Genomic DNA, 15,989 nt, shown 5'->3' on the forward strand with positions numbered 1-15,989 from the left:
CGGCCTGGGCGGTAGGTACGGCCTGTGCGGTTCGGCCACCCGGGCGGTGCGGCTACCCGGGACCCGGCGTGGACCGCGCCGCAGCCGGCGACACGGGCTGGGACACGGGCTGGGACGCGGGCTGAGAAGCAGGCCGTGACGGCGGGTCGGCGGGCTCGGGAGGCCGGGGCTCCCCCGTGCCGACGGCGGACGCCGAGAGCCGGATCAGCCGGGCCTCGCAGTGGTCCAGCCAGCGGGCCTCGGCCTCGGTCTGGAAGATCAACTGCTCCAGGACGAGGAGCCAGGCCACGTCGTCGCGTTCCCGGGACCGGCCGCTCTCGAGCGCGGCGAGCGCCTGGGCCTTGAGCCGGGTGTAGTCCTGCATCGCCTGCACGGTGTGACGGCGCTGGGACTGGATGACGGCGCGGATGTCGACGCCGGGCGCTCCGACGGCCATGGCGAGCTTGATGGCGAGCTCGTCGCGGGCCGGGCTGGTGCGGTCCACGGGCTTCTCGAACCAGTTACGCAGCTCTGCGCGACCGCCGTCGGTGATCGAGTAGAGCGCGTGACCGGCCTCGTCCTCGCCGTCCTGGGCGACCATGCCGTCCCGTTCGAGACGGTTCAGGGTCGTGTAGACCTGGCCGACGTTGAGCGGCCAGGTGGAGCCCGTGCGGGACTCGAACTCCGTACGGAGCTGCGAGCCGTAGCGAGGCCCGCGTTCGAGGAGGGCGAGAAGCCCGTGGCGGATCGACATACTCAGTATGTATACCGAGTATGCCGACGCGGACAAGCGACCTGAGACGGAGCTTCCGCGTCCGTCTCAAGGGGGACACACGGGGGCCTGCGGGGGACCGGGCCCCTCAGCGGCGCCGCATCCGGAGGCCGAGGAAACCGATGCCGAGCCCCATGAGCGCGAGCCCGGCGCCCAGCGTGACGACGGGAATCTGCCGGTCAGTGGCGGTGGTGGCAGTACGGGCGCCGACCCCGGGGGCGGCGGCGGGCACGGTCGCGGCCGGCGAAGCGGAATCCGTGGCGTCCGTCTCCGGTGCCGCTTCGAGGACCTCTTCCGCCGCGTCCGCCTCCTCGGGCGGCTCCTCCGAAGGCTCCTCGGCTGTTTCGGATTTGGTACGAGACGGCTCCTCCGACGCGTCCGTTCCGCTCGGCTTCGGCGGCGCGGCGGGGCGCCCGGGCCGCTCGCGACCCTCTCCTGCGGGACGCCCGGCGAGCGAGCCGGACGGGGTGGGTCCGGGGACCTCGGAGGTCGACGCCGGGGTCGAGGGCGCGCCGGAGCTCGGCGCGCCGGGCGGCCCGGAGGCGCCGGGGGTGGGGGTGCCGGGCCCCGGCGAGGCGGAGGCGGAGGCGGAGGTGGAGGCGGTCGGGGTCGGTGAGGTCGGCGCGCCCGATGTCGCCGGCGCCGAGGGCCCGGCGGTCCTGGTCGAGGACGGGGACGACGAGGAGGATGAGGACGACGAGGTCGAGGTCGACGTCGTGGACGCCGAAGCGGGTGCCGGAGCGGGCCGCTCGTGCCCGTACGCCACCGGTACGGCGCCGACCAGCAGCCAGCACGCGACCACAGGGCCGAGCGCCCGCCACCGAGGCCCCCACCACCGAGCCGTCCGAGCCCGCAGCGTCTGTGCCCGCAGCTTTCGAGCCCCCGGCGTCCGTGCCCGTCGAACCCGAAACCGAACCCGCGCCCGCCGGGCCCGTGGCCGAAGTGGCCGCAACGGTCGCAACGGTCGCAGTGGTCGCGGTCTCCGTACCCGTAGTGCCCGCATCCGCGTGCTGCGGAGTCCTGGAGTCACCGGGTGACCCCCTCCCGTGCCGAGCCGCCGAGGTATCCAACTCAGCGTCACATGACGGGACAATTCCGGCATCCGGGCGCCCGCGCACGGATGAAGGCCGCCCTGACACTCACCGGACAGAGGAACGCGGACTACTGCCCCGGGTTGCCCGTCGAGATCTCCAGGGTGAACTCGGCGTCGTCCTTGGACGCGTCCTCACCGGCCGGCGGGTACTGGCTGAGCACCGTGCCCTCGCCGTACGTCGCCTCGTCCACCGGGGTCTGCTTCGTGAGCTTCCACCCAGCGGCCTGGATGCAGTCCTTCACCGACTGGATGTTCTTGTACGTGAAGTCGGGGATCTCGAACTTCGACGGGTCGTCGCTCGACTCCCTCGGCTGGGTGCACTTCTTCACGTCGATGGTCTTCGTCAGGTCAGGGCCCTTGTGCCCCGGCGCGACCGACTGGCTCTGGCTCGGGTCGCCGCCCGTGCCGTTCCCCTTGTTGTCCTTGTTGTTCAGGTTGATCGCGGTGATCACGCCGCCGATCACGAGCAGCGCGGCGACGGCCGCACCCACGATCATCGGCACGTTCCGCCGGGAACCACCCGAGCCGCCCGACGTCCCGACGCCCGTCGAAGGCTGCGGAGACGGCTGAGGAGACATCGAGTACGGCCCGGGGGTGGGCGTCTGGTACATCGGGGCCGGCGGCGGGGTCGGCGCCTGCTGCGGGTACCCGTAGGAGGGTGCCGGCGCCGGCGTCGGCGGACCGTAGGGACTCGGCTGCGGCGTCGGCTGCTGGTACGGGTGCTGGACCCCGTGCGTCGACGGCGGCGGCGTCTGGCCGACCGGCGGGAAGACCGCCGAGCCCACGCCCGCACCGCTGCTGACCGGACCGCCCGCCACGATCACCGGCGCGCCCGTCTGACCGGCCGACAGCACCCGGAGGCACTCGTCCTGCATCGAGGCGGCGCTCGGGAAACGCTCGTTCGGGTTCTTCTTCAGCGCGCGGGCGACGAGCGCGTCCATCGCCGGGGTGACCGAGCGGTTGATGGACGACGGAGCGACCGGCTCCTCCTGCACGTGCGCGTACGCGATGGCGAGCGGCGAGTCGGCGTCGAACGGCAGACGGCCCGTGAGCAGCTGGAACAGCATGATGCCGACCGAGTACAGGTCGGAGCGGGCGTCCACCGCGCGGCCGAGGGCCTGCTCGGGGGAGAGGTACTGCGGCGTGCCGACGACCATGCCCGTCTGCGTCATCGAGGTGACACCGGACTGCATGGCGCGCGCGATGCCGAAGTCCATCACCTTGACCACGCCACGCTTGGTCATCATCACGTTGCCGGGCTTGATGTCCCGGTGGACCAGGCCCATCTCGTGGCTGGTGTCCAGGGCGGCGAGGACGTCCGCCGTCACCTTGAGCGCCTTGTCCGCGGGCATCGCGCCGAACTGCCGCACGTCGGAGGCGAGGACCGAGCCGAGCGGCTGGCCCTCCACGTACTCCATGACGATGTACGGCATGACGGAGCCGTCGAGGGTGTCCTCGCCGGTGTCGAAGACCGAGACGATGTTCGTGTGCGAAAGCTTCGCGACCGCCTGCGCCTCGCGCCGGAACCGCTCGCGGAACGACTGTTCCCGGCCGAGTTCCGTGTGCAGGGTCTTGATGGCGACCTGCCGGTCCAGGGCGCTGTCGTACGCCAGGTAGACGGAGGCCATGCCGCCTTCGCCGAGCAGGTCGCGAAGCTGGTACCGGCCGTTCGCTACCGAACCGCCCGCATAGCGGCCCTGGGCGCCGTCCTGGCTCATTCGTGCTCCCCCTACGCGCGCGTGGCGGCGCTGATCGTGAATTTCCTGGCCAAGTCTGCCCCAGGGCACCGACACGTCAAGCCGGGTGCCCGTTCCGTGACCCTCCGCGCAAGAAGCGTCTCGGAAGCGTTACACGAACCGGCCGGAATTTGCACGGGTGTACGCGCAGGGGGTTGGATGGCCGGTCCACTCGGACCGTGGTGTCGGACGAAGCCTGTAGCGTGACGACGGCACGGCTCCACACGACAGACACATGACGGCGAGGACTGATGGCACCCGAATCCGAAGCAGGCGGCGGCCTGTCGGGCGCGGCCGCGGAGTCCTGGGGCGTCGGCGGAGTCGTCGGTGACGGACGGTACCGGCTGACGCACCGCCTCGGGCGGGGCGGCATGGCCGAGGTGTTCGCCGCCGAGGACGTTCGCCTGGGACGCACCGTCGCCGTCAAGCTGCTCCGCTCGGACCTCGCCGAGGACCCGGTCTCCAAGGCCCGCTTCACGCGCGAGGCCCAGTCGGTCGCCGGCCTCAACCACCACGCGATCGTCGCGGTGTACGACTCCGGCGAGGACGTCGTCGGCGGCCAGTCCGTGCCGTACATCGTGATGGAGCTGGTCGAGGGCCGCACCATCCGGGACCTGCTGATCAGCGCGGAGGCGCCGGGCCCCGAGCAGGCCCTGATCATCGTCTCCGGTGTCCTGGAGGCGCTCGCCTACTCGCACCAGCACGGCATCGTCCACCGTGACATCAAGCCGGCGAACGTCATCATCACGCACGGCGGCGCGGTCAAGGTGATGGACTTCGGCATCGCGCGCGCCCTGCACGGCGCGCAGTCGACGATGACCCAGACCGGCATGGTCATGGGCACGCCGCAGTACCTCTCCCCCGAGCAGGCGCTCGGCAAGGCCGTCGACCACCGCTCCGACCTGTACGCCACCGGCTGTCTGCTGTACGAACTCCTCGCGCTGCGGCCCCCGTTCACCGGCGAGACCCCGCTCTCGGTGGTCTACCAGCACGTCCAGGACACGCCGGTCCCGCCGTCCGAGGTCGCCCACCCCTCGCCGCCGGAGCTCGACGGGCTCGTGATGCGCTCGCTGGCGAAGGACCCGGACGACCGGTTCCAGAGCGCCGAGGAGATGCGCGGGCTGATCCAGTACGGCCTGCAGATGCTCCAGCAGGCGGGCGGTCACACGGGCATGTGGAACACGGGCCCGGTGGAGGTGCACGAGGGCGGTCACACCCCGGTCGGCGGCGTCGCGGCGACGACGGCGATGGGGCACCCGATGCACCACGAGACCGCGCAGGGCCCGATCCTGCCGCCGATGAACCCGGACGACGGGGGATACGACGGCGGTGGCCGCGCCGGCTACGGCCAGGACGGCGGCTACGGCCGCCAGGGCGGCGGCAAGCGTGGGCGGGGCAAGGTGCTGCTCTTCCTGTCGTTCGCGCTGATCGCGATCGTGGCGGGTGTCGTGTACGCGCTCGACAAGGCCGGTAACACGGGCAACGACAAGCCGACGACGCCGATCAGCAACACGCCGACCCCGTCCTCGGAGACGCCGACGCCGTCGCAGGAGCAGAGCCAGGACACCCAGGAGCCGGACACGTCCACCGGCGGTGGCAACGAGGAGCCGTGGACGAGGCCTCCGACCACCCCGCAGACGACGCCGCCGACGACGCCCCAGACGACGCCGCCCACCACGCAGCCGACGCCGACGGACGACGGTTCGGACGACGGCGGCACCACGGGCGAGCCGACGGACGAGCCGACGGGCGAGCCGACCGACAACACGACGGAACCCCCGACGACCATTCAGGGGAGCACCGGGCAGCCGACCCGCGGCGGCACCGGCTCCACCCCCTGACCTCCTGAAGGAACCCCTGACGGACTCGTCCGTCACCCCGCGAACGCGTCGCGTACCGCCTCGTACTCGCGGGTCCACCACACCGCCAGGGCCGACGCCGCAGGAAACTGCGGGTCGGCCCTTCGGTCGTGGAGCTGGTAGCGCCAGCGCAGTATCCAGAAGTCGTTGAGCCGCTCCCACCACACCCGGTGCACCGCGGAGGCGAGCTCGGCCCCGTCCGCGCCCGCCGCCCGCCGGTAGGCCCGCGCGTACGCCCGTACCTTCGCCAGAGCCAGCTCCCCCGCCGGCCGTACGAAGAAGATGGCGGCGGCCCTGACCGCCTCCTCCGCCCGGGGCTGGACGCCGAGGCGGTCCCAGTCGACGATCGCGGCCGGTTCGGCGCCCCGGTAGAGCAGGTTCAGGGGGTGGAAGTCGCCGTGCACCCAGCCGGCCGACGCGGCGCGCGGCGGGCGGCGGTGGGCGTGCTCGGCGAGCAGCACCCGGCGTTCGAGCAGCCGGTGCTCGGCGAGCGCGTCGAAGCCGGTGCGGGGCCGGTGGGCGCGGGCGAGGCGGAGGAGCTCGTCGATGACGCGGAGGGTGTCCTCGGGGCGGGCGCTCTCGTGCCCGTCGCCGGGCGGCGGGGACTCCATCACCTGCTCCAGGCAGGTGTGGACGTGCCCGAGGAGCGCGCCCAGGCGTCGCGAACCGCCCTTCGAGAGCTGGGCGCCGTCGCGGTGGCGGCCGTCGATCCAGGGGTGCAGGGCGTAGCAGCGGCCGCCGATGACGGCGACCGTGCGTCCTGCGGAGTCGGCGAGCGGCGGGGCGACGGGCAGGCCGAGGGCGTGCAGGCGCTGGGTGGCGCGGTGCTGGCGGCTGATGGTGTCCCGGTCGGCGGTCGGGGCGTCGAGGTGCTGCTTGAGGAAGTAGGCGCCCCGGGTGGTGGAGAGGCGGTAGCCGCGGTTGAGGAGGCCCTGGGTGACGGGTTCGCAGGAGAGCGGCTCGCCGGCCTCGCGATAGCGCCGCAGCAGGGCGGTGACGGGCGGGGCGAGCGGGGAGGGGCCGACGGGCGGCGGGGGCATCGAGGAGCCGACGGGCTGGGCCGACAGCCAGGAGCCGACGGGCTGGGCCGACATCGAGGAGCCGGTGGGCTGAGCGAGCAGGCCGAAGGGCGGCGGGGCGAGCGTGGGGGCGCTCACGGGCGGAGCGAGCGTTTCAGATGAGCGCGGCACTCACCAGATGTTAGATCACGCTACGTGCTGGAGGTGTCGCTCGGTGGTGTAGTCGAGCTGGTGCACGGTCACGAACTGGGGCTCGATGCGCATGTAGATGGGGTCGAAGGGTTCGCCGTCCACGACCTGCGGGGTAGGGCCGAAGGCGACGAGCTGCTCCTCGGTCGGCTCGACGACCTCGGCGGTGCCGGTGAACTGCACGGACCAGAGGTTCTCGGCGCCGGAGTTGAAGTTGTCCGCGCCGTACGCGACGACGCTTCCCGCGCAGGCGCGGTGGTAGCCGAGGCCGCGGTGCATGCGGAGCAGGACGCAGTCGTCGACCACGATGTGCCGGGCGGGCGCGACGAACGGCATCGCGCGCATGCTCGTCGCCACCCGTCCGTACGAGACGCGGCTCAGCAGCTCGATCGCGCGGATCTCCTCGGTGGACATGGCTTCCACTCTCCGCCACCGGCACCGGGCCGGGAAGGGGCGCCTGCCCCGGTTCGCCGGGGACGTAGGTCCCGAATCGGGGTCCGCACCGGGTCGGGCCGAACGGGTGACCCCGGTGACCCGGTGCGACCCGGTGACCCGTGGCCTCGGCCCTCAGTGCCGTTCGGCCTGCATGCGGGCCACGTACGCCGCGGCCTGCGAACGGCGCTCCATGCCCAGCTTCGACAGCAGGCTGGAGACGTAGTTCTTGATGGTCTTCTCCGCCAGGTGGAGCCGTTCGCCGATGGCCCGGTTGGTCAGGCCCTCGCCGATCAGATCCAGGATCTTGCGCTCCTGTTCCGTCAGATTGGCGAGCTTGTCGTCACCCTTCGGATTGTTTCCGTCCCGCAGCCGCTCCAGGACGCGGGCGGTCGCGACCGGGTCCAGCAGGGACTTCCCCGCCGCCACGTCCCGTACCGCCGAAAGCAGCTCGTTTCCGCGGATGGCCTTGAGGACATAACCCGAGGCCCCGGCCATGATCGCGTCGAAGAGCGCCTCGTCGTCGGCGTACGAGGTGAGCATCAGGCACTTGATGTCCTCGTTCTGCGAGCGCACCTCGCGGCAGACCTCCACGCCGCTGCCGTCCGGCAGCCGCACGTCGAGCACGGCCACGTCGGGGCGGGTCGCGGGGATCCTGACCAGGGCGTCGGCCGCCGTACCCGCCTCTCCGACCACCTCGATGTCGTCCTCCACGGAGAGCAGCTCGTGGACGCCGCGCCGGACGACTTCGTGGTCGTCCAGCAGAAATACCCGGATTTTTCCATCTTCGCGCACGCAGTCAGTCTCACATATTGGCTCTTCCCGTGCCCGGGGTGTGCGGGATAACGTGCCGGTGTTCCGGCGGCCTGCGAGGCTGTTGCCAGCGCGCTGACCAGCTACTGTTCCCACATTTCTCGATTTACTTGGAAATCCAAGCAAAATCGCAGGTCAAATGGGGTTTCGCAGTAATGCGAAGCAGTGGGTAACGTGCCTATGACAGGGCGCTCGCCGGGGCAACCTGTCACGCCCGACCCGGCCGAGTCGCACCCACCCCGTGCGCACGTCCGGACAAGGCGAGCCGCACTGGCCTTTCCCGGCAACCCCGGGGGCCGGACCGACGGAGGAGTACGCACGTGACCGTGGAGAGCACTGCCGCGCGCAAGACGACGCGACGCAGCAGCGGCACCAAGCGCACGGCCAGCGCCAGCGCGACCGCCAAGAAGTCCCGGGCTTCGGAGCCCGAGCTCGTTCAGCTGCTCACGCCCGAAGGGGAGCGCGTCCAGCATCCCGAGTACGACATCGACCTGAGCGCCGACGAGCTGCGCGGCCTCTACCGGGACATGGTCCTCACCCGCCGCTTCGACGCCGAAGCCACCTCCCTGCAGCGCCAGGGCGAGCTGGGCCTCTGGGCCTCGCTGCTCGGCCAGGAGGCCGCGCAGATCGGCTCCGGCCGCGCGCTGCGCGACGACGACTACGTCTTCCCGACCTATCGGGAGCACGGTGTCGCCTGGTGCCGCGGGGTCGACCCGACGAACCTGCTCGGCATGTTCCGCGGTGTGAACCACGGCGGTTGGGACCCCAACAGCAACAACTTCCACCTGTACACGATCGTCATCGGCTCGCAGACCCTGCACGCCACCGGCTACGCCATGGGCGTCGCCAAGGACGGCGCGGACTCGGCCGTGATCGCGTACTTCGGTGACGGCGCGTCCAGTCAGGGAGACGTCGCCGAATCCTTCACGTTCTCCGCGGTCTACAACGCGCCCGTCGTGTTCTTCTGCCAGAACAACCAGTGGGCGATCTCCGAGCCCACCGAGAAGCAGACCCGTGTGCCGCTCTACCAGCGCGCGCAGGGCTACGGCTTCCCCGGCGTCCGCGTCGACGGCAACGACGTCCTCGCCTGCCTGGCCGTGACCCGCTCCGCCCTGGAGCGCGCCCGCAGGGGCGAGGGCCCGACCCTCGTCGAGGCGTTCACGTACCGCATGGGTGCCCACACCACCTCCGACGACCCGACCAAGTACCGCGCCGACGAGGAGCGCGAGGCCTGGGAGGCGAAGGACCCGATCCTGCGGCTCAAGGCGTACCTGGAGCGCGAGGGCCACGCCGACGAGGCGTTCTTCGAGGCCCTGGAGGCGGAGAGCGAGGCGCTCGGCAAGCGCGTCCGCGAGGGCGTCCGCTCCATGCCGGACCCGGACCACATGGCGATCTTCGAGAATGTCTACGCCGACGGCCACGCGCTGGTCGACGAGGAGCGCGCGCAGTTCGCCGCCTACCAGGCGTCCTTCGCCGAGGAGGGCAACTAACCATGGCCGTACAGAAGCTTCCCCTGGCCAAGGCGATCAACGAGTCGCTCCGCACGGCCCTCGAGAACGACCCCAAGGTCCTCATCATGGGTGAGGACGTCGGCAAGCTCGGCGGCGTCTTCCGGGTCACCGACGGACTGCAGAAGGACTTCGGCGAGGACCGGGTCATCGACACCCCGCTCGCCGAGTCCGGCATCGTCGGCACCGCGATCGGCCTGGCCCTGCGCGGCTACCGGCCCGTCGTGGAGATCCAGTTCGACGGCTTCGTCTTCCCCGCGTACGACCAGATCGTCACGCAGCTCGCCAAGATGCACGCCCGCGCGCTCGGCAAGATCAAGCTGCCGGTCGTCATCCGGATCCCGTACGGCGGTGGCATCGGCGCCGTCGAGCACCACTCGGAGTCCCCCGAGGCGCTCTTCGCGCACGTCGCCGGCCTCAAGGTCGTCTCGCCGTCGACCTCTTCGGACGCGTACTGGATGCTCCAGCAGGCCATCCAGAGCGACGACCCGGTCATCTTCTTCGAGCCCAAGCGCCGCTACTGGGACAAGAGCGAGGTCGACACCGAGGCCATCCCGGGCGAGCTGCACAAGGCACGCGTCGCCCGCGCGGGCACGGACCTCACGCTCGCCGCGTACGGCCCGATGGTGAAGGTCTGCCTGGAGGCCGCCGCGGCCGCCCAGGAGGAGGGCAAGTCGGTGGAGGTCCTGGACCTGCGCTCGATGTCCCCGATCGACTTCGACACCATCCAGACCTCGGTCGAGAAGACCCGCCACCTGGTCGTGGTCCACGAGGCCCCGGTCTTCTACGGCTCGGGCGCGGAGATCGCCGCCCGGATCACCGAGCGCTGCTTCTACCACCTGGAGGCCCCCGTCCTGCGGGTCGGCGGCTACCACGCGCCGTATCCGCCGGCGCGCCTGGAGGAGGAGTACCTGCCGGGTCTGGACCGCGTGCTCGACGCCGTCGACCGCTCGCTGGCGTACTGACGGGCTGGAGGAGAGCATCGTGACGATCCGCGAATTCAAGATGCCCGACGTGGGCGAGGGCCTCACCGAGGCCGAGATCCTCAAGTGGTACGTCCAGCCGGGCGACACGGTCGCCGACGGTCAGGTCGTGTGCGAGGTCGAGACGGCGAAGGCGGCCGTCGAGCTGCCGATCCCGTTCGACGGCACGGTCCACGAACTGCGCTTCCCCGAGGGCACGACGGTCGACGTCGGCCAGGTCATCATCTCGGTGAACGTGGGCGGGGGCGCGCCGGCGGCGGAGGCCGCTCCGGTGGCTGCGCCTGAGGCCGCCCCGGTGGCAGCTCCGGTGGCCACTCCGGTGGCCACGGAGGCTCCGGCGGCGGGCACCGAAGAGGCCGAGGAGGACGAGCCGCAGGGCCGTCAGCCGGTCCTGGTCGGCTACGGCGTGGCCGCGAGCTCGACCAAGCGCCGTGCGCGCAAGGGCGTGGCCGTGCCCGCGCAGGCCGCCGCCGCGATCCAGGGCGAGCTCAACGGCCACGGCGGCGGCACCGTGACCGCCACCCGCCCGCTGGCCAAGCCTCCGGTACGGAAGCTGGCCAAGGACCTGGGGGTGGACCTGGCGACGGTCACGCCGACGGGCCCGGACGGCATCATCACGCGCGAGGACGTCCACGCGGCCGCCGCCCCGGCGCCGGCCGTCGAGACCCCCGCGCCCGTGGCCGCGGCCCCGGCCCCGGCTGCGGCGCCCGCGGCGACCCCTTCGCCCGCGGTGTCCACGGACGCCCGGGAGACGCGTACCCCCATCAAGGGCGTGCGGAAGGCCACGGCGGCCGCGATGGTCGGCTCGGCCTTCACCGCGCCGCACGTCACCGAGTTCGTCACCTTCGACATCACGCGCACGATGAAGCTGGTCGAGGAGCTCAAGTCCGACAAGGACATGGCGGGTCTGCGGGTCAACCCGCTGCTCCTCATCGCCAAGGCCGTCCTGGTCGCCGTCCGGCGCAACCCGGAGATCAACGCGGCCTGGGACGAGGCGAACCAGGAGATCGTGCTCAAGCACTACGTCAACCTGGGCATCGCCGCGGCCACCCCGCGCGGTCTGATCGTGCCGAACATCAAGGACGCGCACGCCCAGACCCTGCCGGAGCTGTCGACGTCCCTGAGCGAGCTGGTCGCCACCGCCCGCGACGGCAAGACGACCCCGGCGGCGATGCAGGGCGGCACGTTCACCATCACCAACGTCGGCGTCTTCGGCGTCGACACCGGTACGCCCATCCTGAACCCGGGCGAGTCCGCGATCCTCGCGGTCGGCGCGATCAAGCTCCAGCCCTGGGTCCACAAGGGCAAGGTGAAGCCGCGTCAGGTCACCACGCTGGCGCTCTCCTTCGACCACCGACTGGTCGACGGCGAGCTGGGCTCCAAGTTCCTGGCGGACATCGCCGCGATCCTGGAGCAGCCGAAGCGCCTCATCACCTGGGCGTAAGAGTCCAGTTGAGATGTTTCACGTGAAACGCCCGGCCGGGGAGTACATCGTCCCCGGCCGGGCGTTTCACGTTGAGCGGGTCATGTTGACCTGACAGGCGCACGGCGGACGGGGCGCCTTCGCGGCTCAGTCGAGCGCCGTTCCGATGGGGCGCAGCGCCAGCTCCGCGTCGCCTCATGTGAAACGCCCGACCGGCCCCACCGGGGCGGGGGTCGCCGTTTCTCTGCCGGCCGCGCGTCGCGGAACGGCCTGGAGGCCGAGTGCGAAGCCGAGCGCGAAGCGGCTCGTACAGCCGTACTCCTGCATGAGCTGACGCACCCGTCTCTGGACGGTGCGTTTGCTCAGGGCAAGGGTGCGTGAAATGCGCTCGTCGCTCCACCCCCGTACCAGCAACGCGACGATGTACTGATTGTCCACGGTGTCGTGCACGCCTCGTCTCCTCCTGCTTCCGCAGCCCCCCGGGTCTTGGCGATTGCGGCCACGGTAACCGCTTCCATATGCCGTCCTGTACAGGTCCTTTCGGCCATCTGTCTGAATCCGGCTTGACTGGCGGGAAGACGACAGATTGACCACGGCCGACCCCCGGGGGCCGCGAGTTCGCCATTAGCGTTCGGAATCGCAAGGAAGTTCCACCCATTCATTTGACGGAGGAAATGACCTTGAAGATTCGATTCGCCGCACTGGCCGCCGTCGCGGGACTCACCGGCGCCCTCGCCCTCTCCGCCCCCGCACAGGCCGCGGAGGTCGATGTGCAGGTGGCGAAGCCCGCCGGGGCCTCCGCGCTGGCCGACTACACGCTCTGCGCCACCATCTACACGAACGGCACGGCAGCCGGTAAGGGCTGCTTCTCCTCGTACGGCGACAAGTTCACGATGGACGACTACAAGTCCGACGGCCTGCGGGTCGTCGCCGAGTGGTACACCGACTACGGACGCAGCGGCGAGTGCCACTGGTCCGCGGGCGCCGACGGCGGCCAGGGCGTGTGCAACTACGACATGCGCGAGGACGGCCGCGTCAACTTCCGCGTGGCGGTGCGCAACGGGGCCGACGCGGCCAACTCGGCGGCGACCAGCTGGTCCGGCTACGTGCCGATCGGCGGCTGACGACGCTGCTGCACGGCGTCGAACACCTGCACCGCGTTCCTCTTGTACACGTGACCGCAGACAGGCCCGTCCGTATCGCGGACGGGCCTGTCTGTTGCACCCCTGTTGTATCTAAGCTGTGCGCATGCCATCAGCGCCCCCAGCAGCCGACCGCGTCTACATGCACGTCAAGCAGGCCGTCCTCGACCGTCGGTACGAGGGCGGGACGCTGCTCACCGAGGGCGAACTCGCCCAGGCCGTAGGGGTGTCCCGGACCCCCGTACGGGAAGCGCTGCTGAAGCTGGAGATGGAAGGGCTGCTCAAGCTCTACCCCAAGAAGGGCGCCCTCGTCCTCGCCGTCTCCGCGCAGGAGATCGCCGACGTCGTCGAGACCCGGCTGCTCGTCGAGGAGTTCGCCGTCCGCCGGGCCGTCCCCGCGTCCGCCGCGCTCGTCGAGCGGCTCGAAGAGCTCCTGGAGGAGCAGAAGCGGCAGGCCGAGGCCGGCGACCTCGCCGAGGTCGCCGTCACCGACCGCTGCTTCCACGCCGAGATCGTCAAGCACGCCGGGAACCAGATCCTCGCCCGCCTCTACGACCAGCTCCGCGACCGTCAGCTGCGGATGGGCGTCGCCGTCATGCAGTCCCAGCCCGACCGGATCGCCAAGAACATCACCGAGCACGCCGAGATCCTGGAGCGGATCAAGGCCGGTGACGCGGAGGGCGCCGCCCACTGCGTCCGCCAGCACCTGAGCTGGGTCAAGGTCCTGGTCCGGGGTGAGGCGAGGTGAGCCGCGACGGACACGGCTCCGCCGTCACGCTCCCCGGCGATCCGCCCGGCGGCCGGCGCGCCGCCCTCGTCTGGGGCGTCGGCGTCGCGGTCTACTTCGTCGCCGTCATCTTCCGTACGTCCCTGGGTGTCGCAGGACTCGACGCCGCCGACCGCTTCGACGTCAACGCCTCCGCCCTCTCCACCTTCTCCATACTCCAGCTGCTCGTCTACGCCGGCATGCAGATACCCGTCGGCCTCATGGTCGACCGGCTCGGCACCAAGAAGGTGCTGACCATCGGCGTCGTGCTCTTCACCGTCGGCCAGCTCGGCTTCGCGCTCTCCCCCTCGTACGGCACCGCCCTCGCCGCCCGCGCCCTGCTCGGCTGCGGTGACGCGATGACCTTCATCAGCGTGCTGCGGCTCGGCACCCGCTGGTTCCCCGCCCGGCGCGGCCCCCTCATCGCCCAGGTCGCCGCGCTCTTCGGGATGGCCGGCAACCTCGTCTCGACCATCTTCATCGCCGGCGCCCTGCACGAACTCGGCTGGACGACCACCTTCGTCGGCAGCTCGATCGCGGGCGCCGTCGTCCTCGTCCTGCTGCTGCTCTTCCTCAAGGACCACCCCGAGGGCCACGAACCGCCGCCCGCGCCGCGTGCGGGCCCCGCGTTCGTCCGCCGCCAGATCGCCGAGTCCTGGCGGGAGCCGGGCACCCGGCTCGGCATGTGGGTGCACTTCACGACGCAGTTCCCGGCGATGGTGTTCCTGCTGCTGTGGGGCCTGCCGTTCCTGGTCGAGGCCCAGGGCCTCTCGCGGGGCGTCGCCGGCGAGCTGCTGACGCTCGTCGTGCTCTCCAACATGGTGGTGGGCCTCGCGTACGGGCAGATCATCGCCCGGCACCACACCGCCAGGGCCCCGCTCGCCCTCGGCACGGTCGCGGCGACCGCGCTGTTGTGGGCCGCCACCCTCGCGTACCCCGGCGACCGTGCCCCGATGTGGCTCCTGATCACGCTCTGCGCGGTCCTCGGCGCCTGCGGGCCCGCCTCGATGATCGGCTTCGACTTCGCCCGCCCCGCCAACCCGCCGGAGCGTCAGGGAACGGCCTCCGGAATCGTCAACATGGGTGGTTTCACCGCCTCGATGACGACACTGCTCGCGGTCGGCATCCTCCTCGACGCGACCGGCGACAACTACCGGATCGCCTTCGCGTCGGTCTTCGTCCTGGAAGCCCTCGGCGTCGTACAGATCCTGCGCCTGAAGTCCCGTACGGCACGCAGGGAGAAGGAACGCCTGGTCGCGAGCCGGGTGGAGGCCGTGCACGTCCCGGCGTAGAAGGCGGAGAAGGCGGAGAAGCGGAGCCCCGGGGTCAGGGGGTGACGGCGAAGTTGTCCAGGATGGCCTGGCCGAGCTCCGTGTCGCCCTCGATCTTGATCCGGTCGGCGACCGCCGCCGGCCGGACCCGGCCGCAGGCGAGGCGTACGTACGTCTCCCAGTCGAGCGCCAGCGTCACCGCGGGTCCGAGCGACGGAGCGCCGTCGACCGAACCGCGGCCCTCCGCGTCCACCCGTACCGTCCGCAGGAACTCCACCGGCCCGTGCACATCGACCACGACCGCCGAGTTCGGGGGCGCGCCCGCGTCCTTCGCGACGACCTTCGGCAGCGCCGCGAGCAGGTTGTCGCGGGTCACCAGGGCGCCGGGGGAGTCCAGGTTGCCCGGCCGGCCGAGCGCGACGCGCAGGTCCTGCTCGTGCACCCAGACGTCGAAGGCACGCATCCGGTACGCCACTTCGAGCGTCTGCTCGGCGCCGAGGGGGGCGCGGATCAGATGGTCGGGCTGCCGGTTCTCGTTGCGCAGCTGGCGGGCGCGGCGGATCAGGATGTACTCCAGCTCCGAGGTCATCTCGGGGCCGGTGTGGTGCCGGCGCACATCGACCTGCATCTCCATGTAGCGGGAGAACTCACCGCGTACGTGGTAGAGGTCGCGGGGCAGCGAGTGGATGGGGCGCGGATCGCCCAGCATCTCGCACTCCATGCCGATCACATGGGACACGATGTCGCGCACCGACCAGCCCGGGCACGGTGTCGCGCGGTTCCATTCGCCCTCCACGAGCGGCTGCACCAACTCGGCTATCGCTTCGATGGAGTGGGTCCAGGCGTCGGCGTAGGTCTGGAGGCTGGGATGGACGGTCACGGGACCCCTCGGCGGTTCTGCGGTGCACGGGCTGACGATCGAGCGGACAGGCGGGCTGGAGACAAGACTGCGTGGGAGGCTCGGACGCTAAGTTACGCTGCCCGAAGGCACCCCGGCAGTGCTT

15 protein-coding genes are annotated in these 15,989 nt (G+C 71.2%); 7 read left to right on the forward strand and 8 right to left on the reverse strand.

Going from position 1 to position 15,989, the window contains the following annotated elements:
• Positions 1-52: 52 nt before the first annotated feature.
• The 3 genes from ACGFYP_RS08905 to ACGFYP_RS08915 all read right to left on the reverse strand — a co-directional run bounded on the left by ACGFYP_RS08905 (position 53) and on the right by ACGFYP_RS08915 (position 3,562).
• Complete coding sequence (locus ACGFYP_RS08905; RefSeq protein ID WP_393488144.1) at positions 53-733, reverse strand: PadR family transcriptional regulator; 681 nt, start codon at positions 731-733, stop codon at positions 53-55.
• 106 nt (positions 734-839) lie between these two features.
• Complete coding sequence (locus ACGFYP_RS08910; protein WP_393488146.1) at positions 840-1,553, reverse strand: hypothetical protein; 714 nt, start codon at positions 1,551-1,553, stop codon at positions 840-842.
• A 359-nt stretch (positions 1,554-1,912) separates the two neighbouring features.
• Entirely contained in the window at positions 1,913-3,562 is a 1,650-nt protein-coding gene (locus ACGFYP_RS08915) for a protein kinase (protein WP_393488149.1), read from the reverse strand.
• A 269-nt stretch (positions 3,563-3,831) separates the two neighbouring features.
• Between ACGFYP_RS08915 and ACGFYP_RS08920 the strand changes: the two genes are divergently transcribed.
• Complete coding sequence (locus ACGFYP_RS08920) at positions 3,832-5,421, forward strand: protein kinase (protein ID WP_393488153.1); 1,590 nt, start codon at positions 3,832-3,834, stop codon at positions 5,419-5,421.
• Positions 5,422-5,453: 32 nt separating this feature from the next.
• Here the strand turns inward: ACGFYP_RS08920 and ACGFYP_RS08925 are convergent, their stop codons facing one another.
• From ACGFYP_RS08925 to ACGFYP_RS08935, 3 genes are all read right to left on the reverse strand, one after another.
• Complete coding sequence (locus tag ACGFYP_RS08925) at positions 5,454-6,479, reverse strand: phosphotransferase (RefSeq protein WP_393489142.1); 1,026 nt, start codon at positions 6,477-6,479, stop codon at positions 5,454-5,456.
• 165 nt (positions 6,480-6,644) lie between these two features.
• On the reverse strand, positions 6,645-7,061 hold the full coding sequence (locus tag ACGFYP_RS08930) for a pyridoxamine 5'-phosphate oxidase family protein (RefSeq protein ID WP_361960021.1): 417 nt from the start codon (positions 7,059-7,061) through the stop codon (positions 6,645-6,647).
• A 153-nt stretch (positions 7,062-7,214) separates the two neighbouring features.
• Complete coding sequence (locus ACGFYP_RS08935; protein ID WP_361960018.1) at positions 7,215-7,874, reverse strand: response regulator transcription factor; 660 nt, start codon at positions 7,872-7,874, stop codon at positions 7,215-7,217.
• Positions 7,875-8,212: 338 nt separating this feature from the next.
• Between ACGFYP_RS08935 and pdhA the strand changes: the two genes are divergently transcribed.
• Genes pdhA through ACGFYP_RS08950 form a run of 3 tightly spaced genes read left to right on the forward strand, consistent with a single transcriptional unit; the run spans position 8,213 to position 11,827 of the window.
• On the forward strand, positions 8,213-9,382 hold the full coding sequence (pdhA, locus tag ACGFYP_RS08940; RefSeq protein ID WP_393488158.1) for a pyruvate dehydrogenase (acetyl-transferring) E1 component subunit alpha: 1,170 nt from the start codon (positions 8,213-8,215) through the stop codon (positions 9,380-9,382).
• Positions 9,383-9,384: 2 nt separating this feature from the next.
• Positions 9,385-10,365 carry an alpha-ketoacid dehydrogenase subunit beta gene (locus tag ACGFYP_RS08945; protein WP_361960012.1) on the forward strand — a complete coding sequence of 327 codons (981 nt, stop codon included), beginning with the start codon at positions 9,385-9,387 and terminating at the stop codon, positions 10,363-10,365.
• A gap of 40 nt (positions 10,366-10,405) precedes the next feature.
• Complete coding sequence (locus tag ACGFYP_RS08950; RefSeq protein WP_393489145.1) at positions 10,406-11,827, forward strand: dihydrolipoamide acetyltransferase family protein; 1,422 nt, start codon at positions 10,406-10,408, stop codon at positions 11,825-11,827.
• A gap of 174 nt (positions 11,828-12,001) precedes the next feature.
• On the opposite strand, the gene ACGFYP_RS08955 is transcribed toward ACGFYP_RS08950, so the two are convergent.
• Complete coding sequence (locus ACGFYP_RS08955; protein ID WP_393488162.1) at positions 12,002-12,256, reverse strand: hypothetical protein; 255 nt, start codon at positions 12,254-12,256, stop codon at positions 12,002-12,004.
• A gap of 230 nt (positions 12,257-12,486) precedes the next feature.
• Here ACGFYP_RS08955 and ACGFYP_RS08960 point away from each other — a divergent pair, with 230 nt between their 5' ends.
• From ACGFYP_RS08960 to ACGFYP_RS08970, 3 genes are all read left to right on the forward strand, one after another.
• Positions 12,487-12,930: a hypothetical protein gene (locus tag ACGFYP_RS08960; protein WP_393488165.1), complete on the forward strand. Its 444-nt coding sequence runs from the start codon at positions 12,487-12,489 to the stop codon at positions 12,928-12,930.
• Between the two features lie 124 nt (positions 12,931-13,054).
• Positions 13,055-13,696 (forward strand): GntR family transcriptional regulator, encoded by a 642-nt coding sequence (locus tag ACGFYP_RS08965; protein ID WP_393488168.1) that lies wholly within the window; start codon positions 13,055-13,057, stop codon positions 13,694-13,696.
• Entirely contained in the window at positions 13,693-15,006 is a 1,314-nt protein-coding gene (locus ACGFYP_RS08970; protein WP_393488172.1) for a nitrate/nitrite transporter, read from the forward strand. The genes ACGFYP_RS08965 and ACGFYP_RS08970 overlap by 4 nt, the downstream gene beginning before the upstream one ends.
• A gap of 34 nt (positions 15,007-15,040) precedes the next feature.
• On the opposite strand, the gene ACGFYP_RS08975 is transcribed toward ACGFYP_RS08970, so the two are convergent.
• Positions 15,041-15,865 carry a maleylpyruvate isomerase family mycothiol-dependent enzyme gene (locus tag ACGFYP_RS08975; protein WP_393488175.1) on the reverse strand — a complete coding sequence of 275 codons (825 nt, stop codon included), beginning with the start codon at positions 15,863-15,865 and terminating at the stop codon, positions 15,041-15,043.
• Positions 15,866-15,989: the final 124 nt, after the last annotated feature.

Origin of the sequence: Streptomyces sp. NPDC048370, from assembly GCF_043200825.1 — a bacterium.
GTDB lineage: Bacteria > Actinomycetota > Actinomycetes > Streptomycetales > Streptomycetaceae > Streptomyces.

What these genes read in the sequence shown, in the direction of transcription:
- ACGFYP_RS08920 (WP_393488153.1), top strand. Translation starts at nt 3,832, where the DNA reads ATGGCACCCGAATCCGAAGCAGGCGGCGGCCTGTCGGGCGCGGCCGCG.
- ACGFYP_RS08905 (WP_393488144.1), bottom strand. Translation starts at nt 733, where the DNA reads ATGTCGATCCGCCACGGGCTTCTCGCCCTCCTCGAACGCGGGCCTCGC.
- ACGFYP_RS08930 (WP_361960021.1), bottom strand. Translation starts at nt 7,061, where the DNA reads ATGTCCACCGAGGAGATCCGCGCGATCGAGCTGCTGAGCCGCGTCTCG.
- ACGFYP_RS08950 (WP_393489145.1), top strand. Translation starts at nt 10,406, where the DNA reads ATGCCCGACGTGGGCGAGGGCCTCACCGAGGCCGAGATCCTCAAGTGG.
- ACGFYP_RS08915 (WP_393488149.1), bottom strand. Translation starts at nt 3,562, where the DNA reads ATGAGCCAGGACGGCGCCCAGGGCCGCTATGCGGGCGGTTCGGTAGCG.
- ACGFYP_RS08945 (WP_361960012.1), top strand. Translation starts at nt 9,385, where the DNA reads ATGGCCGTACAGAAGCTTCCCCTGGCCAAGGCGATCAACGAGTCGCTC.
- ACGFYP_RS08965 (WP_393488168.1), top strand. Translation starts at nt 13,055, where the DNA reads ATGCCATCAGCGCCCCCAGCAGCCGACCGCGTCTACATGCACGTCAAG.
- ACGFYP_RS08925 (WP_393489142.1), bottom strand. Translation starts at nt 6,479, where the DNA reads ATGCCCCCGCCGCCCGTCGGCCCCTCCCCGCTCGCCCCGCCCGTCACC.